14 protein-coding genes are annotated in these 18,375 nt (G+C 70.8%); 9 read left to right on the forward strand and 5 right to left on the reverse strand.

What is annotated here, in order from left to right:
- Nucleotides 1-7 precede the first annotated feature (7 nt).
- A complete protein-coding gene (locus ACN20J_RS46780; protein ID WP_419668444.1) occupies nucleotides 8-2,776 on the reverse strand; it encodes an ABC transporter permease subunit in 2,769 nt (922 codons plus the stop codon).
- Between the two features lie 188 nt (nucleotides 2,777-2,964).
- Here ACN20J_RS46780 and ACN20J_RS46785 point away from each other — a divergent pair, with 188 nt between their 5' ends.
- The 4 genes from ACN20J_RS46785 to ACN20J_RS46800 are packed head-to-tail and all read left to right on the forward strand — an operon-like array spanning nucleotide 2,965 to nucleotide 7,713.
- A complete protein-coding gene (locus ACN20J_RS46785; RefSeq protein ID WP_189842893.1) occupies nucleotides 2,965-4,203 on the forward strand; it encodes an ABC transporter substrate-binding protein in 1,239 nt (412 codons plus the stop codon).
- Between the two features lie 45 nt (nucleotides 4,204-4,248).
- Nucleotides 4,249-4,962, forward strand: a complete 714-nt coding sequence (locus ACN20J_RS46790) for an ABC transporter ATP-binding protein (protein WP_361912797.1) — start codon at nucleotides 4,249-4,251, stop codon at nucleotides 4,960-4,962.
- Between the two features lie 10 nt (nucleotides 4,963-4,972).
- Entirely contained in the window at nucleotides 4,973-6,316 is a 1,344-nt protein-coding gene (locus ACN20J_RS46795) for a hypothetical protein (RefSeq protein ID WP_419668445.1), read from the forward strand.
- A complete protein-coding gene (locus ACN20J_RS46800; protein WP_419668446.1) occupies nucleotides 6,313-7,713 on the forward strand; it encodes an acyl-CoA reductase in 1,401 nt (466 codons plus the stop codon). The genes ACN20J_RS46795 and ACN20J_RS46800 overlap by 4 nt, the downstream gene beginning before the upstream one ends.
- Nucleotides 7,714-7,807: 94 nt before the next feature.
- Here ACN20J_RS46800 and ACN20J_RS46805 read toward each other — a convergent pair whose 3' ends face one another.
- From ACN20J_RS46805 to ACN20J_RS46815, 3 genes are all read right to left on the reverse strand, one after another.
- The gene (locus tag ACN20J_RS46805) at nucleotides 7,808-8,332 is read right to left on the reverse strand and encodes a hypothetical protein (protein WP_362295133.1); all 525 of its coding nucleotides are present in this window, start codon (nucleotides 8,330-8,332) and stop codon (nucleotides 7,808-7,810) included.
- A 213-nt stretch (nucleotides 8,333-8,545) separates the two neighbouring features.
- A complete protein-coding gene (locus ACN20J_RS46810) occupies nucleotides 8,546-9,577 on the reverse strand; it encodes an ArsR/SmtB family transcription factor (RefSeq protein ID WP_419668447.1) in 1,032 nt (343 codons plus the stop codon).
- Between the two features lie 148 nt (nucleotides 9,578-9,725).
- Nucleotides 9,726-10,739, reverse strand: a complete 1,014-nt coding sequence (locus ACN20J_RS46815) for an alpha/beta hydrolase (RefSeq protein WP_419669081.1) — start codon at nucleotides 10,737-10,739, stop codon at nucleotides 9,726-9,728.
- 209 nt (nucleotides 10,740-10,948) lie between these two features.
- On the opposite strand from ACN20J_RS46815, the gene ACN20J_RS46820 reads away from it, so the two are divergent.
- The 4 genes from ACN20J_RS46820 (at nucleotide 10,949) to ACN20J_RS46835 (ending at nucleotide 16,344) form a co-directional block, all read left to right on the forward strand.
- Nucleotides 10,949-11,839: a helix-turn-helix transcriptional regulator gene (locus ACN20J_RS46820; protein WP_419668448.1), complete on the forward strand. Its 891-nt coding sequence runs from the start codon at nucleotides 10,949-10,951 to the stop codon at nucleotides 11,837-11,839.
- Between the two features lie 80 nt (nucleotides 11,840-11,919).
- Entirely contained in the window at nucleotides 11,920-12,336 is a 417-nt protein-coding gene (locus ACN20J_RS46825) for a hypothetical protein (RefSeq protein WP_419668449.1), read from the forward strand.
- Nucleotides 12,337-12,548: 212 nt separating this feature from the next.
- Nucleotides 12,549-15,239: a LuxR C-terminal-related transcriptional regulator gene (locus ACN20J_RS46830; RefSeq protein WP_419668450.1), complete on the forward strand. Its 2,691-nt coding sequence runs from the start codon at nucleotides 12,549-12,551 to the stop codon at nucleotides 15,237-15,239.
- A 553-nt stretch (nucleotides 15,240-15,792) separates the two neighbouring features.
- Nucleotides 15,793-16,344 carry an RICIN domain-containing protein gene (locus ACN20J_RS46835; RefSeq protein ID WP_189842887.1) on the forward strand — a complete coding sequence of 184 codons (552 nt, stop codon included), beginning with the start codon at nucleotides 15,793-15,795 and terminating at the stop codon, nucleotides 16,342-16,344.
- A gap of 97 nt (nucleotides 16,345-16,441) precedes the next feature.
- Here the strand turns inward: ACN20J_RS46835 and ACN20J_RS46840 are convergent, their stop codons facing one another.
- The gene (locus tag ACN20J_RS46840; RefSeq protein WP_419668451.1) at nucleotides 16,442-16,813 is read right to left on the reverse strand and encodes a hypothetical protein; all 372 of its coding nucleotides are present in this window, start codon (nucleotides 16,811-16,813) and stop codon (nucleotides 16,442-16,444) included.
- A gap of 1,160 nt (nucleotides 16,814-17,973) precedes the next feature.
- Between ACN20J_RS46840 and ACN20J_RS46845 the strand changes: the two genes are divergently transcribed.
- Nucleotides 17,974-18,375, forward strand: coding sequence for a hypothetical protein (locus ACN20J_RS46845; RefSeq protein WP_189842885.1), 402 nt, complete (start codon nucleotides 17,974-17,976; stop codon nucleotides 18,373-18,375).

The following is an 18,375-nucleotide window of genomic DNA, read 5'->3' on the forward strand; positions in this document are numbered from 1 at the left end:
GCGCCCCTTACAGGGCGCCCTCCACGGCCTCTTCGGGTGCCAGGTCGCCCAGGTAGGCCGCCCTGACCGCCGGATCGCCGCGTACCTCCTCCGGCGTGCCGACGCAGATCCGGTGGCCGAAGTCGAGGACGACGACCTCGTCGCAGACGCTCATGACCATGTCGACGTCGTGCTCCACGAGCAGCACACCCATGCCCCAGTCCTCGGCGAGCCGCCGGACCAGGTGGGCCAGCTCCCGGGACTCGTCGTCCGACAGCCCCGCGGCCGGTTCGTCGAGCAGCAGGACGGACGGCGAGGTCGCCACCGCGCGGGCGATGGCCAGCAGCCGCCGCTCGCCGTACGACAGGTCGCCCACCGGTCGGTCCAGGGCGTTCTCCAGCCCGAACTCCCTTATGGCGACGAGGACATGGGCGGGCAGCGGGCGGCTGCCGGGGCGCACCAGGTCCTTGAGGTACGCCCACGGTCCGGGCCGGTCGCAGGCCGCGTACAGGTTGTCCAGGACGCTCATGTCCTCGAACAGCTCAAGTGACTGGAAGGACCGGCTCAGCCCGGCTCCGGCCCGTCGGTGCACCGGCAGGCGGGTCACGTCCCGGTCGCCAAGGCGGACACTTCCGGACGCCGCCCGGGTGAAGCCGGTGACGGCGTCGATGGCGGAGGTCTTGCCCGCGCCGTTGGGACCGATGAGACCCACGACCCGGCCCGGCTCGATGTCGAAGGAGAGGCCGTCCACGGCGACGACCCCGCCGTACCGCACGGTCAGGTCCCGTACGTGCAGGGGGAGTCCGGGGGTGCGGTGGGCGGCCTGGGACGGTGCTGCGTGATGTAGGTCTGGTGCAACCGGCTCGTCGCCATCGGTCGCTGCCTCTGCCGAGCCCTGCGCGACGCCGGCGTGCTTCGGGCCTCGCTTCGAGAGCAGTCTGCGCTCGGCTGCCGATGCCTGCTTGCCGAGTTCCCGTCCGATGCCGTCCTGGTTGCCCACCAGGGTCAGCACCAGGATGATCCCGCCGATCAGCGGCATCCACTCGCTGAGCCCGGGCAGTACGAGATCTCCGAAGCGGGCGCCGACCGTGCCCGCGGCGAAGGTGGCGGCGAAGAGCGGTCCGACGAGGAAGCCGACGCCGCCGATGACCGCGAGCCCGAGTGCGGTGATGGACTCGAAGCTCGCGAAGTCGGCGAAGACCACCGAGGTCGAGCGGAAGCCGGTGAGCACTCCGGCGAGCGCGGCGATGGCCGCGGACAGGCCGAAGGCGTAGAGCTTGGCCGCGCGGACGTCGATGCCGAGGGCCGCCGCGGCCCGCTCGTTCGCCCGCACCGCGATGAGCCGGCGGCCGGTTCTGCTGCGCCGGACGTTGGCGACCACGAGGGTGGCGGCCACGAACATCACCAGTACGACGGCCGCGTACCGCTGCGGATGGTCGACGCCGGAGATGTCGATCCCGAAGAGTGTCTGCTTGCCCACCGCGATGCCGTCGCTGCCCGGTGTCGTGGACAGGTCGGTGTTCTGGAAGACCATCGTCTCCAGCGTGGTGCCGAGCCCGAGCGTGATGATCGCGAGGTTGACCCCGCGGGTGCGCACGGCGGGAAGGGCGAAGAGCAAGCCGATCGGAACCGTGCCCAACACGCCTGCGAGCAGGGCGAGTTCGAAGGGCCAGCCCCAGTCGGCCGCCGCGTGCCCGGCGATGAAGGCGCCGGTCCCGGCGAGGGCGTACGCCGCGAGGGAGACCTGTCCCGCGTACCCGGTGACCACGATGATCGACAGGATGATCAGCGAGAGCACCAGGGTGTTGGTGATCGCGTCGGCCCACAGCGGCGAGGACAGCCCGATCAGCAGCAGCCCGGTCACGACGGCGAGCGCCAGCGGCACCGGGCGGACCCTTCCGGTGCCCAGGGCCGGCAGCCGCTCCAGGAACGTGCCGCGCAGCGGCAGGGCCCGGCCGCGAGCGACGAGCATCAGGGCGATGACGAGGAAGGGCACCGACGCGGCGAGCCCCGTGACGTCGGAGCCGAAGCGGGTCAGTTCGGACTGCACGACCCCGATGACCAGGCCGCCCGCCAGAGTGACGGGGAACGACGAGAACCGGCCGACCAGCGCGGCGGCCAGCGCGCTCAGCAACAGGGTGGTCAGGCCGGTCACCGACAGGCCGATGACCGGCACGATCAGGATGCCCGTCAGACCCGCGAGAGCCGAGCCGAGTCCCCAGTTGGCGGCGGCGATCAGGTCCGCGGACCAGCCGAGCGAGGCTGCCGCGCCCTGGTTCTCCGCGACCGCGGTCGTGCCCAGGCCGAACAGGGTGCGCTTGTAGAGGGCGTGCAGGGCGGCGGTGACGACGACGGCGATGCCGAGCAGCCAGATCCGGTCCTCGGAGACCGTCGCGCCGGCTATCTCCACCAGCCCGGACGGCAGCTTGGCCGGCACCAGCTGCACGCTGTCGCCGTAGCGTTTGACCGCGACGGCGGTGAGCACGATGAACACCGCCAGGGTGCCGACCAGGCGCGCCAGCGAGGACGCCCTGCGCAGCGGCCGGATCACCAGCAGATGGGTGAGCACCCCCAGCACCGTGGACCCGAGCACCCCGCAGGCGACGGCGGGCCAGTACGGCACACCGTGGTTGACGGCCAGCTCCCACTGCACATAGGCGCCTGCCATCCCGATCGCGCCGTGCGCGAAGTTCAGGACGCCGGAGCCCCGGTAGACCAGCACGATGCCGTGCGCGGTGAGCGCGTAGAGCGCACCGAGCCCCAGGCCGAGCAGTGCGAAACGCAGGATGTCGTCCACGTGAAGAACCTCCCAGGGCCTTACTTCTCAGAGCTCCATGAGTAGCGAACGCCGGATCGCCCGACAAGACCAGACAGCGTATTTATTTAAATAATTGTGCCGAGAGTACTTCACTAAACAAACGGCACCCTCCATGCTGTCGGCATCTCGACGTCGCCCATGACGGGCGCGAGCCCCGCGGAGGGACCATGAACGACTCACGACGACGCAGAAGTGCCACAGCGAGCTGTCTCGCCGTGACCGGAGCCCTACTGGCCGCCGGATGTGGGGGAGAGGCCTCCAGCAGCTCGTCCGACACGTCCTCGCTCAAGGGCGCGACGGTCAAGGTGATGGTCTGGGCACCGGAGAACACCCAGGGCAGCGCCCAGCCGGGGGTCCGGCAGACGGCCCAGGCCTACGAGAAGTGGATCAACGACAACGGCGGGATCAAGGGGGGCCCGCTCAAGGTCCTCACCTGCAACGAGAAGAACGACGCCGACGAGGCCGAGAACTGCGCCCAGAAGGCGGTCGCCGAGAAGGTGGTTGCGGTCGTCGGCTCCTACAGCCTCGCCGGAGACCGCTACATGCCGATCCTGGAGAAGGCCGGGATCCCCTACCTCGGCGGTACGGGTGTCTCGGCGGCCGAGTTCTCCAGCCCGATGTCCTTCCCGGTGAACGGCGGCACCCCCGTGGTGTTCGCCGCACACGGCAAGCAGCTGGTGGACGAGGGCTGCAAGAAGATCTCCGGCGTCCGGTACGACGTCGCCGCCGCCGACACCGTCTCGAAGTTCCTCGCGCTCGGCGTGACCGCCGCCGGAGGAGCGCCGCCCAAGGACCTCAAGGTGCCGCTCACCGCCACGGACCTCGCCCCGCAGGTCGCCGCGGCGACCAAGGGCACCGACTGCGTGAGCGTCATCCTGGGCACGCACTCGGACCTGTTCGTGAAGTCGTACGTACAGTCCGGCGCGAAGACCGAGCTGGGCAGTGTCGTCGGCAACCTCACCCCGGAACTCGCCGAGAGCACGGGTGGCGCCAGTAGCCCCCTGAACGGCGCCGCGATCACCGGCTACTACCCGCCGACCTCCGACCCCGCCTGGAAGGACTTCGTCGAAGCCACCAAGGGCGACGGTCTCGACACGTCCAACGGCGCCAACGCGACGGCCTGGGTGGCGTTCAAGGTCTTCACCGAAGCCGCCAAGAAGCTGCCGACGATCTCGGCCAAGGCCCTGGTCGAGGAGCTCAACACCACGAAGGGCATCGACACCGGCGGCCTGACCCCACCGCTGACCTGGGCGGAGTCGACAGCTCTGCCGATCAAGGGTCTGAACCGCATACACAACACCACCGCCACCGAACTGACCATGCGCGACGGAAAGATCGAGTGGGCCAAGTCCGGGTCGACCTTCATCGACGTCCGAAAGGTGCTGACGGGCGGCTCGGCCGGCTGACCTCCGGCATACGAGAGCCCTGGAGCCCGAGGAAGGAGAACGTCCGTGCACGACACCGGACAGCCCCTGATCGAAGCCCGCGCACTGTCCGCCGGCTACGGCACCGTGCCCGTACTGCGCGACCTCGACATCGAGGTCCGCCCCGGAGAGGTCGTCGCTCTGCTCGGGCCCAACGGCGCGGGCAAGAGCACGACCCTGCGGGTGCTGTCGGGAGAACTGGCCCCGATGAGCGGCGAGGTGCGCTGGCTGGGCGGCACCGGCCACGCACCACTGCACCGCCGCGCCCGCCAGGGGCTGGCCTACGTCGGTGAGCGGGCGGTCTTCACCCGTCTCGACACCGCCGACAACCTGCGCGTGGGCCGGGTGACGACGGACCGGGCCCTCGCGCTCTTCCCCGAGTTGGAGAAGCGGCTCAGGACCGGTGCCGGAATGCTGTCGGGCGGAGAGCAGCAGATGCTGTCGCTCGCGCGGGCCCTGTGCCGCACGCCGAAGCTGCTCCTCGCCGACGAACTCTCCCTCGGTCTCGCACCACTCGTCGTCGACCGCCTCCTGCGTGCCGTGCGCGAGGCGGCCGACCGCGGGCTGGGAGCACTGCTGGTCGAACAGCACGTGCGCAAGGTGCTGGACATCGCCGACCGCGTGTACGTGCTGCGCCGCGGCCGGATCGTCATGACCGGGACCCCGAAGGAACTGCGCGCGAACCTGGACGAGATCGAGTCGTCCTACCTCGCGCACAGGACAACTGTGACAACCGATTGAGGCAGGTGCTGTGGCAAGCGCACGCGAGCAGATCCGATCCCTGGTCCGGTCCGGCGACACCTTCGACCAACCCGCCGAAGACATCGCGGAGCTCCAACTGGAGGCCGCGCGGGAGGCCTTCGCCGCCCACCGCGAACGCATCCCGCTGCTGCGCACCCGGGCGGAGGAGACCGGCGTACGCGAGGTCGCCGGCCTCGACGACCTCGTGCCCCTCCTCTTTTCGCACACCAGCTACAAGTCGTACCCCGTCTCCCTCATCACCGCAGGCCGCTGGGACCGGCTGCTGCGCTGGTACTCGACCGTGTCGGTGGTCGAACCGGACGCCGTCGACGTCGACGGCGTACGCGACATAGACGAGTGGACCGAACGCGTCACCGCCGCCGGCCACCGCCCCTACATCACCAGCGGCACGTCCGGGAAGGTCTCCTTCCTCAACTGCGACGGCGCCGACCTCCGGTTCCTGCACGACATCCTGGAGAACCTCACCTGCTGGCCCGACCCCCTGCCACCGGATCCCGTCCGCCGCGGCTATCTGCTCGCTCCGGCGAGCGGCCCGATGCGCTCCATCGACGGCTTCCGATGGCATGCGGACGTCTTCGCACTGCCCGGCGAGACCCGGCTGCTGACCGAGGACCCGATGCGGGTGTCCGAGCTGATGAGCAGCGCGCTGCTGCGCCGGCGGATGGCGGAGGGCATCGCGACCCCGCAGGAGATCAGCTCCTTCGAGACCGTTTCCGGCTCCCGCGAGGAGGAACTGGGCGCGGCCATGACCCGGATCGTCGACGACATCGCCGCCCACCGCGACGAACCGTTGCTGATCGCCGGGATGAACAACCAGCAGTTCGCCCTGATCCAGGCCCTGCGCGCCCGGGGCGTACCCGACGGCGGCCTCCACCCGGACACACTGGTGCTCAGCGGCGGCGGCAACAAGGGCCGCGCGCTGCCCGACGACTACCAGCAGCAGTTCGCCGCCTTCTACCAGGGCGTACGGCGAGTACGCAGTTACGGCATGACGGAGCTTCAGGGCTCCTGCCTCGCCTGCGAGCACGGCAACTACCACGTGCCGCCATGGGTGATCCCGTTGGTGCTCGACCAGGCCGGCGAGAAGCTGCTGAACCCCGAACACGGCGTCGTGGAAGGGCGGTTCGCCTTCCTGGACGTCTCCCTGGAAGGCCGCTGGGGCGGACTGATCAGCGGCGACCGGGTCTTCGTGGACTTCTCACCGTGCGAGTGCGGCAGATCGGGCCCGGCCGTCCTGCCGGACATCCAGCGCTTCGGAGACCTCGGCGGCGACGACAAGATCACCTGCGCGGCGACACTCGACTCCTATGTGAGGGGAATGATCCACGGATGAGCGGTACGACGCTGCAGGGCGACCCCTCGGTCCGGACGGAGGTGGTGCACGTGGTGCGGGGCGAGGTCGACCAGGCCCCGCCCGTGGGCCACGGCCGCGGCGACTCGGCCTTCACGGCACCGGCGCTCGATCTGGACCGCCTGGTGTGGTCCCGCACCGAACCCGGACCGGCCTTCGACGTGCCCAGCGCGGAGATCGTCGACCTGCTGGTGGAGACCGGCGAGGCACTCAAGGCAGACCGGGAAGGGCTGCTCGCCGAAGCACTGGACCGTATGGTCCGGATCAGCCCGCTCCCCGCCGAGGTGCTCGAACGCGCCTACGCCGTGCTGTGGCGCAGCTTCCAACGGACCAACCTGCACGCCCAGATCGACCACGAACTCGGCGGAGCGGACGTACTCGACGGCTGGCGCGAGGTGCGGCTGCCCGAGGGCCGGATCGCCGCGACGCGCGCGTTCCCGCCGCGCCTGGTGCACATCATCGCGGGCAACGCGCCCGGTGTGGCGGCCATGTCCGTCGTACGCGGCGCCCTCACCAAGGGTGTCAACCTCCTGAAGCTGCCCTCGAACGACCTCTTCACCGCGACCGCGATCCTGCGCACGATGGCCTCGGTGGCACCCGGTCACCCAGTGGTGCGCTCGTTCTCCGCCGTGTACTGGAGGGGCGGCGACGAGACCGTGGAAAGCGTGCTGTTCCGCCCGCAGTTCTTCGACAAGCTGGTCGCCTGGGGTGGGGAGTCCACCATCCGCGGGGCCCTGAAGTACGTCGGCCCCGGCTTCGAGCTGGTCTCCTTCGATCCCAAGACCTCCATCTCGGTGATCGGCCGCGAGGCCTTCGCCTCCGAGGAGTCTCTGGAGCAGGCAGTGGAGTCGGCCGCATCGGACGCCACGTTCTTCAACCAGCAGGCGTGCGTGGCCAGTCGCTTCCAGTTCGTCGAGGGCTCCGAGGAGGACGCCGACCGCTACGCCGAGCTGCTGTGCGAACGCCTCGGCGTCGCCCGGGAGTTCAGCTCGGCCGACGGCCCTCGGGTCGCCGGGGAGCTCCGCGAGGAGATCGACGTACTGCGGTCCCTCGCCCCCGAGTACCGGGTGTGGGGCGTGTACGACGGCCGAGGCCTCGTCATCCGCTCCCCGGAACCGGTCGACTTCCACCCGGACGGAAAGATCGTCAACGTCGTCCCGGTCGCCGCGCTCACCGACGCCGTCGCGCACGCCGGGGTCGCCACCCAGACGGTCGGCGTGTATCCCGACACCCGCAAGCCGGAACTGCGCGACGCCCTCGCCTGCGCGGGTGTGCAGCGCGTCGTCTCGCTCGGGAAGGCGGGGGGCATGCCACCCGGTCTCTCCCACGACGGCTTCTATCCGCTGCAACGGCTCATGCGTTGGGTGAACGACGAGTAATTGGTCGGCGGGCGGTTCCGGTTCCGACACGTCCGCCCCGGCGCGGCACTCTTCTGAGTGCGGCGCCGGGGCGTTCGTCATCGTGTACCCGTGCTCAGCAGTTGCGGATGCTCCAGACGGGGGTCCAGTTGTAGGCGTGCTGGACCGAGTCGGGCCTGAAGGAGTGGAGGACGTTGCCGCTCTGGCCGTAGATGTACGAGGTGACGCCTCCGGTCTGGGCGTCGTAGTACGAGCCGGCGCCGTCCCAGTACGCCGTGTAGTACCGGTTGCAGGAGTAGAGGAAGAAGACCTCCCAGTTGCCCGTCGTGGGATCCCAGACCACTGTGCAGAGGTTCCCGCTGGAGCAGGTGACGGAGGCGCCGGGTGCCACGTGGATGGAGCTGGCGGACGGTGAGACGCTCGGGGAGTTCGCGGCCACTGCCCGGGTCGACGCCGACTGCGCGTCCTGCGGCGCCGGTGGCGCGGTCAGGACCACGCCGGCCGCGCTGTCGTCCGAGGCGACGGCTGCCTGGGCCGGGCCGGCGGTGAAGACAGCGGCCAGCATCAGAGCCAAGGCACCGATGAGGCCGAGGACGGAGCGCCTGGCACGCACTCCGTGCACGCTATGCATACTGCGCATTCGGTTGATCCCCCTGTTCAGGACGCGACATACGAGGCACCCGGTGGCGGTGTGACCCGTTCGTGGTGCCAGGCTGTCGCCGGCCGGCGCGTCGCCGCCACACGTTGAAGCCGTGGCTTAAACGGAGGCTGCCGCTCAGGCGTCTCGCGCCTCACGCCTGGCGTCAACGGGCAGGCGTGAGGCGTCAGTTGTCGGGCGTCGGTTTGTCAGGCGTCAGGGGGCCAACGGCGTGTGCGGCGGGTGCGGCGCACCTTCGAGGAGGACGAGCCCCGCGGGAGTGATCGTGTGCAGCACGTGCTTGCCGCGGCGCACGCTGAGCAGGAGTCCGGCCTGCCGCAGCACGGCCGTGTGCTGACTCACCGCCGCCCCGGAAATCCCGATGCGCTCCGCGAGTTCACCGGTCGTACGTCCGGTCACGACGTCCTGGAGGATGGCGGCCCGGGTACGGCCGAGCAGCGCGCCCAGTCCCGCGCCCGGTTCCGAGCCCCGGCCTGTGGCGCCGGGCACCAGCGCCCAGCCGAGCGTGTGCTGGATCGGGTAGACCAGCACCGGTGTGCGGTCGGGGAGTGGTACGGCGAGAGTGACGGGTCGTCGGGAGCAGAAGAAGGACGGTTGCAGCAGTAACCCCCTTCCATCGAGCCGCAGTTCGTGGTCGACCGGATAGTCGGCCTCCAGCACCGGGGGCTGCCAGCGCAGTACGGGCCTGAGGCTCGCCAGGAGTCCATCGGTTCCGTCTCCCAGCACCGCCCGGGCGCGTACGGCACGGTCGGCGTCCACCTGCGCCCGGATGTGCGGCCAGAAGGCGGCGAGCGCCCGCTGGTGGTATCCGTGCAGCGCGGCGCCCAGCCGTTGCAGGGCTTCGAGGGTGCCCTCGGCGAGGGCGCGGACCTCGGCCGGCAGCGGTCGCGGCCGGGCCGGGGAGGCGGCGAGCGTGGCCAGATCGCCGCGCAGGTCGGCCCGGGGCGTGCCGAGCACGGTGTCGACCGCGCTCTCCAGCCCGAGGGAGCCACCCAGATCGGGGGTGAGGAAGTCCGGGAAGTAGCCGCGGGGCGGCAGCAGGGCGGCGAGCAGCCCGTCCGCCGGACCCAGCCGTGGCCGCACGATGCGCCGCCACTCGCCGAACGCCAGGGCGTTCTCCTCCCTGATCAGCGCCTGGAAGCTGTTGACGATCTCCCACAGTGGGTCGGGGGCGGCGGCGACACGTACATGTGCGATGTCCTCGGCGGTGAAGTGCACCCGCAGCATGGGGATCTCCGACGATGGGCGGTCATCAGGTGGACGGCGGTGCCCAACGACAGTGATGGAGCCCAACTGCGCAGGCAAGAGGGCACATTCGGTCATGCGGGCCCTGCGGGGACCGCCCCAGGTCGTCCGTCGGCGGCGCTCGCAGACCTCAGGCTGCTGTCGGCGTCGGCGTCGGCGTCGGCGGTGTGCGTTCCCCGGGGTGGGTGTCGCTTCGGGGCGTCGAGGCGAGCCGGGTGTGGAAGAAGTCGGCCAACCGGGCAACGGCAGGCGTGACGTACTCGTCCTTGTCGTACAGGTCGACGTGGCGGGCGCCGTCGATCCAGTGGAGTTCCTTCGGGCCGCGGGCCTTCTGGAACGCCTCGACGCTCATCCAGGAGGTCACCGCTTCACGTCCGACGACCATCAGCAGCGGGCGTGGCGAGATCAGGTCGACGAAGCCGAAGGCGTCGAAGGAGACCATCCGGTCGACGCTTGACCAGGTGAGGAACTTCGCCGAGCGCGGGTGCTGGGCGCGGTCCGTGCAGTAGTACTCGAAGCCGTCGGCGCCGTGCCGGCCGCCCAGGGCGAGGGCCTGCTCGGCGGTGTCGGGAAAGAGCTGGAAGCTCTGGACGCCCTCACCGAGGGCCTCGGCGGTACGGGCGTGCGCGGCAGCGTCGAGCATGCCCTGGATGACGGCGGGGTCCTGCGTGCCGTCGGCACCCAGCCGGAACTGGCGGGCGATGTCGGCGGCACTGACGGTGCCGACGGCCTTGACGCGGTGGTCGGTGGCGGCGGCGGACAGCACGTACCCGCCGGAGGCACAGATGCCCAGAGCCCCGATGCGGTCGGCGTCGACCTCCTCGCGAGTGGCCAGGTAGGACACCGCGGCCTTGATGTCCTCGATCCGGTGGGCCGGGTCCTCCAGGCCACGCGGGGTGCCCTCGCTCTCCCCTTGAAAGGCGGCGTCGTACGCGAGAGTCACGAAGCCCTGCTCGGCGAGGCGCCGCGCGTACAGTCCGGCGGCCTGCTCCTTCACACCGCTGCCGGGATGTCCGACGACGATGGCGGGGCGCGGCCCGGCGGATTCGCCGGAGGGGTTGTCTCCGGGGCTGTCTCCCGGGGCGTAGAGGTGGCCGGCGAGCTTCAGGCCGGCGCTGAGGAAGGTGACGTCCGTCCTCGTGATGTCTGTCTTCATGATGTTCGTCCTCATGATGGTGATCTCCAGCTGCACAGGGGAGGTGGGCTCGTATCGGTGGGGAGCTCCGGCAGCCGCCCAGAATCTGACGGCCGCGATCACCACCGTCACGCCACCCGGCGGCAGGTGCCAGGGACAGTGCTGCCTATGCAGACCAGTACCAGGCACGCGGCGGCAATCCTGCGGACACTGGAGTCATGGAAGACCCTGGCAAACCTTCCGCTGGCAACGAGCTGGGCGGTTTTCTGCGCGCCTGCCGCGCGGCCCTCGACCCGCACAGCGTCGGCCTGCCGGACGACGGACGCCTGCGCCGCGTCCCGGGGCTGCGCCGGGAGGAGCTGGCCCAGCTCGCGCACGTGAGCGTGGACTACGTCGTCCGGCTGGAGCAGGGCCGCACCCGCCGGGTCTCCCGTCCGGTCCTGGACGCGCTCGCCGACGCGCTGCAGCTCGCCCCGGACGAACGCTCCTACCTGTTCACCCTTGCCGATGTGAGCCCCGGCGCCCGCCCGCGGCCGTCGGGCCGGCCGGAGGTCGCCCCACGGCTGCGGAGCCTGCTGGAAGGCATGCGCGACGTTCCCGCGATGGTGCTGCACCGGCGTATGGACGTACTGGCCTGGAACCGGGGAGCGGCTGCCCTGCTGACCGACTTCGGCACGCTGCCGCCGGCTGAGCGCAACCTGATCCGGCTGACCTTCCTCGACGACACCTTCCGGTCCCTGTACGCGGACTGGCCACGCGCCGCACGTGAGTGCGTCGCCGTCCTCCGGATGGAGGCGGGCCGCCGCCCCGAGGACCGGAGCCTGACCGCCCTGGTCGGTGAACTCAGCGTCCGCGACGCGGACTTCCGCACCTGGTGGGCCGGCCACCAGGTGCGCGGAGCGAGGCAGCTCACCAAGACCTACCACCACCCGGTCGCGGGCACCGTGACCCTCGACGTCCAGCAGTTCTCCGTCGACACCCACCCCGACCAGCTGCTGGTGGCCTACACCGCATCCGACTCCGCGTCCGAGGAGGCCCTGCGCTTCCTCCTGCAATGGACACCGACGGGCCCATCCACACCGCCGCGGAAGAGAACCACACCGCGGTGACCTTGAGTACGGGAACTCATGTGCACGGTCGGACGCCGGGACAGACTGTGGTGTCCATGACCAATCAAGTAGGAGTGAACATGAGACGGGCGAGGAAAGCTCTGGCCGCTACGGCGCTGGCTGCGTTAGGGCTCACGGGTGTGGTGGCGGGCCCTGCCGCCGCGTCGGCCGATGTCCTGTTGCCCCACCCCGGTCCGGAGGGCCTGGTATGGGTGGAGGAACGCGTGGGAGACGGCGGCGTCGTGTCGGGCGGCGCGTGGGAGGAGCTGCCGACCGTCCTCACCGTGGCCTGCGAGGGCGGCGGCAGCGTGCGGGTGACGATGGAGTCGCAGCAGACGGAGGTTGCCGCGTTCTCGGTCGATTGTCCGGCGGGGGCCGCCGGGGTGGGCTCGGTGACCATGGAGCCCGGTGTCGTTCGTCCAGGATCCTTCTCCGTGGCTGTCGACGCTTCCGCGGAGTCCATTCGGTGGGCGCTGACCGTGACACAGCCGGAGTAGCCGTCCGCTGTCCGGCGGTCACCTGCCCGAGGGCGGGTGACCGCGCGAGCGTAGTACGAGAACTGCCGGAGAGCCGGTTGGTCCGCTCCGTTGCGCGTTCCTAGACTCACTCGGCGTCAGGCGAATCGTGCACGTGCTGAGTGGGTGGAGTGCGTCCGGGGGTGCCCGTCACGGGTGTTCGCGTGCCGTGCCCTGCCCTGTCAGGGGGAGCCGTGGTACGGGATCGGGTGGGGCGTTGGCCGTTGGTGGGCCGCGAGCAGGAGCTGGACTCCTTCGCCGCGGCGCTGGCGGACCGGGAGTGCCGGGGGTTCGTGGTGGGCGGGTCGGCCGGGGTGGGCAAGTCCCGGCTGGCCGAGGAGTGTCTCGGCCGGGCCTCGGCGGCGGGTTTCCGGGTGGGGCGGGCCACCGCGAGCGCCGCGGCGGGTGCCGTGCCGCTGGGTGCGATCGCGCATCTGCTGCCCGCGGGGGTTGATCTGTCGGACCCGGTGGCCGGGTTCGCCGCGGTCGCCGAGCGGCTGGCCGCCGGGCCGGGGCGGCGACGGTGGGTGCTGCTGGTCGACGACATGCACCTGCTGGACTCGGCCTCGGCGGTGCTGCTGCGGCAACTGATGGACACCGGCGTGCTCCTGCTGATCGGCACCGTCCGCAGCGGTGAGTCGTACGGGAAGGCAGTCACGGCGCTGCGGGGCGGAGACGCGGTGCGCCGGGTCGACCTGACCGTGCTGGGCCCCGGGCAGATCGAGGAGTTGCTCCAGGCCGCCCTCGGCGGAGCCGTCGCGCGGCGCAGTCTGCACGAGCTGTCGGCCGCCAGCGGCGGCAACGTGCTGTACCTGCGTGAACTGGTCCTGGGCGCCCTGACCGCCGGGGACCTGACCGAGGACGGGGAGATCTGGCACCTGGCCGAGGGGCGACTTCCGGCCACCGTACGACTGACCGAAGTGATCGGCGGTCGCCTCGCCACCGCCGACTCGGCCGGATGCCCTGTACTCGAACTGCTCGCGCTGTGCGAGCCGTTACCCCTGGCCGATGCCGAAGACCTGGCCCCGCCGCAGGTGATGGCCGCCTTGGAACAGGCCGGACTGATCCGCATCACCCAGGACCGACGGCGCACCACCGTGTCCCTGGCCCATCCGCTGTACGGCGAGGTACTGCGGGCCGGTCTCCCGGTCCTGCGCCGCCGGACCCTGCTCCTGGACCAGGCCGCACGCGTCGAGGCCCGCGGTGCCCGCCGCCGCGGCGACCTGCTGCGCATCGCCACCTGGCGGCTGGCCGCCACCGGCACCGCCGACCCCACGCTTCTCACGCAGGCCGCCGTACTGTCCCGCCACGCGCACGACTACCCCCAGATCGTCGCTCTCCTGGAGGCCCTGCCCGAGAAGCACCGCACCACAGCCACCGGACTGATGCTCGGCCACGCCTTCTTCGAGATGGGCCGCTGGGAGCAGGCCGAGACGGCGATCGCCCAAGCCGACGCCGTGGCCATCGGCGAGCAGGACAAACTGGCGGTCGCGCTGGTCCGCACGCTGAACCTGCTGTGGAGCAACGCCCCCCTCAGCGAGGCACTCGCGGTCAACGACGCGGCCCTGAACCGGATCACCAGCGCCGAGGGCCGCCGCAAGCTGAGGATCAATGAGGGCTTCATGCGGATCGCCGCCGGCCTGCCGGCCGAGGGGCTGGCCCTGCTGGATGACGTGGAGACCGACGTCGGTGACGCCCCCGACGTCGACGTCTGGCTGCGAGGCGCCTGGATGAAGCCCTTCGCGCTGGCACTGGTGGGCCGCACCGGCGAGGCCGCGACCTGGGCGGAGCGCGCCCACGCCGGCCACCGGAAGGTCGACGAACACGCCCTCGTCTCCCATCCCGCCGTCCAGCGCATCCCGCTCGTCCTCGCGCTCACCGAAGCCGGCCTCCCGGACGAAGCCCGCCGCGAGGGCGAGCGCACCTACGCCGAACTGGTCGCCGCCGATTCCGTCGTACGGGTCTGGCTGGCGGTCTTCCTCGGCCGTACGGAGTGGCTGGCCGGCAGGCCGGCGACCGCACGCCGCTGGTGGGCCGAGGCCGCCGCCCTGGCCCGCTCCTTCGACCACGCCATGGCCCTGCGCCCGGTGCTCGGCGGCCTCGCCGCATGTGCGGCCGTGCTGGGCGACCTGGACGCGGCCGAGGCGTCGCTGGCCGAACACCGCACCCTGCCGCCGCTGGCGCCGGGCCTGCTGTCCGCGGGGGAGGAACGCCTGGGTGAGGCATGGCTGTTGGCCGCTCGCGGGCACCTGGGTCGGGCGCGGGCCGTGCTCACCGCCGCCGCCCTTGCCGCCCGCTCGACCGGCCACCTCACGGGCGAGGCACTGCTGTTGACCGATGTGGCCCGTCTCGGGGGAGCGAAGGAGGTCACGGACCGGCTCACCACACTCGCGCAGAGATGCGACGGGGCACTCGCCCTGGCCCGCGCCCAACTGGCCGCAGCGCTGGCCGCCGACGACCCCGACCAGCTCCTCCGTGCCGCCGACGCGTGCCAGGCCGTCGGCGCGGAGCTGCTCGCCGCCGAGGCGGCCACCGCCGCCGCGGCCGCCTGGCGCCGGGCACACCAGACTCGCCGCGCCTCGGCAGCCGCCCACCGGGCCGCCACGGCCCCGGCCCGCTGCGAAGGCGCCCGCACACCACTGCTGACCACCGCCCAGTCCACCGCTCCGCTCACCGACCGCGAACGCGAGATAGCCCTGCTCGCCGCGCTCGGCAACGCCAGCAAGGACATCGCCGACGCCCTCACCCTGTCGGTACGCACCGTCGACAACCACCTCCACCGCGCGTACGCCAAACTCGGCGTCACCACCCGGCGCGAACTGGCCAGGACCCTGAGGACACCATCACCCGGCGTACGAGCGGATCATCAGCCCCGCCTGTCGTAGTCGATGACGCCCGACCGCCCGTTGTGGACCGTAGCGCCCGCCCCCGCTTCCGCCGCGCTCGGTCGAGCTCGGAGTTGAGTTGCTCGCGCGGCAACGCGCGTATCTCCAGCGGCTGTTGAGTACCGACTACTCACGCCATCCCACTCAGCCACCGGCACTCTCAGTAATGGCAACGCCGGTGCGGAAGACACAACGAAGACACAACAGACGGGGAGTCGGGCGGCGACACCATCAACGGCGGCTCTACCCAGGGCAACACCAACGTCCTTTACGGCGGGGCGGTCAACGACACGCTCTAGGGCGACCTCGTCCAGAGCATCGGCGGCGTCGGCTCCGACACCCTCATCGCCGGCCCCCGGGAACGACACCCTCAACGGCCTGGACAACATCCTCGGCAACGACTCCCTCGACAGGGCGTCAACACCTACACCTGCACCGCCGACGCCGGCGACCCCAAGAGCTTCTGCGAAGCGTGAGGCCGGGCAGATCCCGATCTCATTCCTGCTCTGCCGCCCCGATCCACACCCACTTCTCACAGCCGGAGGATGATCCAGTGGCAGTGAACATGATCCATACGGAAAAGAAGTCAGTCGGTCGCATGGCCCTCGCCGCGGCATTCGGCTTGAGCCTGGTCGCGCTCTCGGGCGCCGGTGCCAGTGCCGCCCCCGCACAGACCCAGGCGGTGTACACCCTCGTGATCAACAGTCGCAGCGTCAAATGCCTGGACGTACCGCAGAACAGCAATTCCAACAACCAAGGCATCGAGCAGTACCTGTGCAACGGCAACGGCAACCAGCTGTGGACCCTGGAGTCCCAGGGCAACGGCTTCTTCCGAGTCATCAACGAGAACAGCCGCAAGTGCCTGGACGTTCGGGGCCGAAGCGCGAACAACAACGCGGTGGTGGTCCAGAACGGCTGCAACGCGGAGTTCAGCCAGCAGTGGGCTCGTCAGCCCGACTCGGACGGCGTCGGCACTCGACTGGCAGCACGCCACAGCGGCAAGTGCCTGACCGTCGCCAACTCGAGCCTGGCCAACAAGGCCGGGATCGTTCAGTTCGACTGCGGCGCAACAGGCACCCAGAGCCAGAGCTGGCAATTCGGCTGACTCGGTGCCGTGACTGCTTCCGGCAGCCACCACCCGCTTCACCGGTGATGCCCTCGACACCCGACGCCGAGGGCATCACGCACGCCGGGAACACACATCAGCCGTGGCCCTTGCTCTGCAGGCTATCGATCATGCGCCGGATCTCACCAACCGCGGCAGTGACTTCGTCGAGAGTGCGGGCCGGCAGGGAGCCGACGGCCTCGGCGTGGCCGCGGGCCAGGCCGTCGAGCGCGGCTTGCAGTCCGAGTCCCGTGCCGGCGACGGACGGGCCGAGTTCGTTGCGAAGGTCTTCGCGTATCCGATCGCATTCGGTCCGGGTGGCATCGACGACGTGGTCGCGCTGCGCCGCGACGGTTGCGGGGAGTTCGTGGGCCCGTACGACACCGGCGATTTGCTGGGCAATCGCTCGCAGCAGACGCGTGTCGTCGCGATCCTGCGGTTCGCCCGAAATTTGGTCGGCGACCGTCATGGTGCCCAAGGTGCGCAGGAGATCGTGTTCGTCCGCGTCGGCCGATCGGTCGCCGCGGCCGGTGAGCGCGCGCAGCGGAATCGTCGCCGGAGCCGAGGAACCACCGGTCCACGGTCCGCCGCAAGCGTTCGCGGGCCGGGGCGAGTCCGGCGGCCACGACAGCGGCGGCAACGACTCCGGGCAGCGAACTCGGGCCCGTGACCGCACCGATCGTGTCGCCCGCCACCAGGTGGACGGCGATCACCAGAGCCGTCAACGGCCCGTACACGAGCCCGCGGCTCAGCAGGGCTGTGATGGCGAGCAGCCGGTAACGCAACACCCCCACCGCCACCACGACAGGCACCGGACAGAAGCACACGGCGACGACGGGCAAGGGTGCGTCGACTCAGGTGTCAGCCGACAGCTGCCCTGCGGCGCAGACGAACCAGGCGAGTTGCCGGCGCTCGGGCGAAGCGGCGCGCATCAGCCGCCTGAGGGCACCCACCCAGATCGCGAGCGCCGCAAGCGCCGTCAAGGGCAGGCACACACCCATCAGAAGTACGGTCAGGAGACCGGAGAGAAGGGCAGCGTCCTGCCGCCAGGGTCAGGTCGGCCCCCGGCCACAACGGCTGCGACACGACAACTCCGTACCCACCGTAGGCGGCGAGCCCGACCTGCCACGCTCGCGAACGTGCCCAGGGCCAGGAACACCACCCCAGCACGTTGTGCGGGTGCAGTGTGATGAGTACTGCCCCGATCAGTACCCATGCCAGGCTTCCGCCGACGGCGGCGGCCACGTGAAGCGGGCCCGCCGACGCCCGGTCGGCATGGGGCTGGGCCGCTACCCAGCCTGCGAGCGTCACCGCCCCCGTGCCGGACAGCGCGATCGGCCACACGGCTGTGCGCACAGGGCACCTCATTCGCCGTTCCTCCGGCGTCTTCTGCCGGCGGGCGGAGCACCGAGCCCACCCCCGATGCGGCTCGGTGCTCCACCGTGAGAACGAGGATGCGCCGTCCGGCGGACGGCACGCAGAGGCAGCGGTCCCAACGGATCCAGGAGGATGGCCCGAGGCGGTCGGGACGGGTGCATCAGGTGCCCGGACGGCCCGGCGTCGCACAGTTTTCCGGTGCCGCGGGACGAGTCCGGGGCGATCGACCCTCTGCAACCACCGGGAGCCACCGTGTCCGCGAAAGCCCAACCGCTCGCCGTCGCCGGCGCGGCGTCACTGCTGATCTTCCTCGTCTCCGCCTGCGGTGAGAGTAGTGAGGGCGCCGACGACCCGCAGCCGCTGCCGGACATCGTCTACTGCTCCAGCACGACGGACTGCCAGGAGCCGAACATCGAGGTGCCGGAAGAGGACGAGCCGGAAGACGAAGCGCCGGGCACCGAGGGACCTGTCGGTGAGGAGCCGGTCGGTGAGGAGCCGGGCGGCGGCTACACCGAGGTCCCGGACCCGCCGGACGTCCCAGAGCCAGACGTCTGGACCGATCCGCCGTCGAGCGGCTGCGCCTACTGGGGTGAGATCGGTTGCCCGGACACTCCCATCCTGATCCCGCCTCCAGACCTTTCCCCCTGGTCATGA

The organism is Streptomyces sp. 2-1, from assembly GCF_048564895.1.
Lineage (GTDB): Bacteria > Actinomycetota > Actinomycetes > Streptomycetales > Streptomycetaceae > Streptomyces > Streptomyces phaeochromogenes.

Bases quoted from the DNA above. Each gene is read 5' to 3' on its own strand.
- ACN20J_RS46785 (WP_189842893.1), top strand. From the start codon at position 2,965: ATGAACGACTCACGACGACGCAGAAGTGCCACAGCGAGCTGTCTCGCC.
- ACN20J_RS46800 (WP_419668446.1), top strand. From the start codon at position 6,313: ATGAGCGGTACGACGCTGCAGGGCGACCCCTCGGTCCGGACGGAGGTG.
- ACN20J_RS46805 (WP_362295133.1), bottom strand. From the start codon at position 8,332: ATGCGCAGTATGCATAGCGTGCACGGAGTGCGTGCCAGGCGCTCCGTC.
- ACN20J_RS46810 (WP_419668447.1), bottom strand. From the start codon at position 9,577: ATGCTGCGGGTGCACTTCACCGCCGAGGACATCGCACATGTACGTGTC.
- ACN20J_RS46820 (WP_419668448.1), top strand. From the start codon at position 10,949: ATGGAAGACCCTGGCAAACCTTCCGCTGGCAACGAGCTGGGCGGTTTT.
- ACN20J_RS46825 (WP_419668449.1), top strand. From the start codon at position 11,920: ATGAGACGGGCGAGGAAAGCTCTGGCCGCTACGGCGCTGGCTGCGTTA.
- ACN20J_RS46840 (WP_419668451.1), bottom strand. From the start codon at position 16,813: ATGACGGTCGCCGACCAAATTTCGGGCGAACCGCAGGATCGCGACGAC.